The 318-nt window shown below is 72.0% G+C and carries 1 pseudogene; it reads left to right on the forward strand.

Features of this window, described 5'->3' with window-relative positions:
- Positions 1-318 (forward strand): annotated as a pseudogene (gene glyA / locus JT719_RS24455) (serine hydroxymethyltransferase); the annotation flags it as partial.

Raw genomic sequence — 318 nt, forward strand, 5'->3', positions numbered from 1 at the left:
TTCCCCGGCCTCCAGGGCGGGCCGCTGATGCACGTCGTCGCCGCAAAGGCCGTGGCCTTCGGCGAGGCGCTCCAGCCGGAGTTCAAGGCCTACGCCCGGGCCGTGGTGGACAACGCCCGGGCGCTGGCCGGGCGGCTGGTCGCCGGGGGGCTCGACATCGTGTCGGGCGGTACGGACAGCCACATCGTGCTGGTGGACCTGCGGCCCAAGAAGCTGACCGGCAAGATCGCCGAGGCGGCCATGGAGCGCGCCGGCATGACCTGCAACAAGAACGGCGTGCCCTTCGACCCGGAGAAGCCGATGGTCACCTCCGGCGTC

Source organism: Sabulibacter ruber (assembly GCF_017355955.1).
GTDB lineage: Bacteria > Bacteroidota > Bacteroidia > Cytophagales > Hymenobacteraceae > Nibribacter > Nibribacter ruber_A.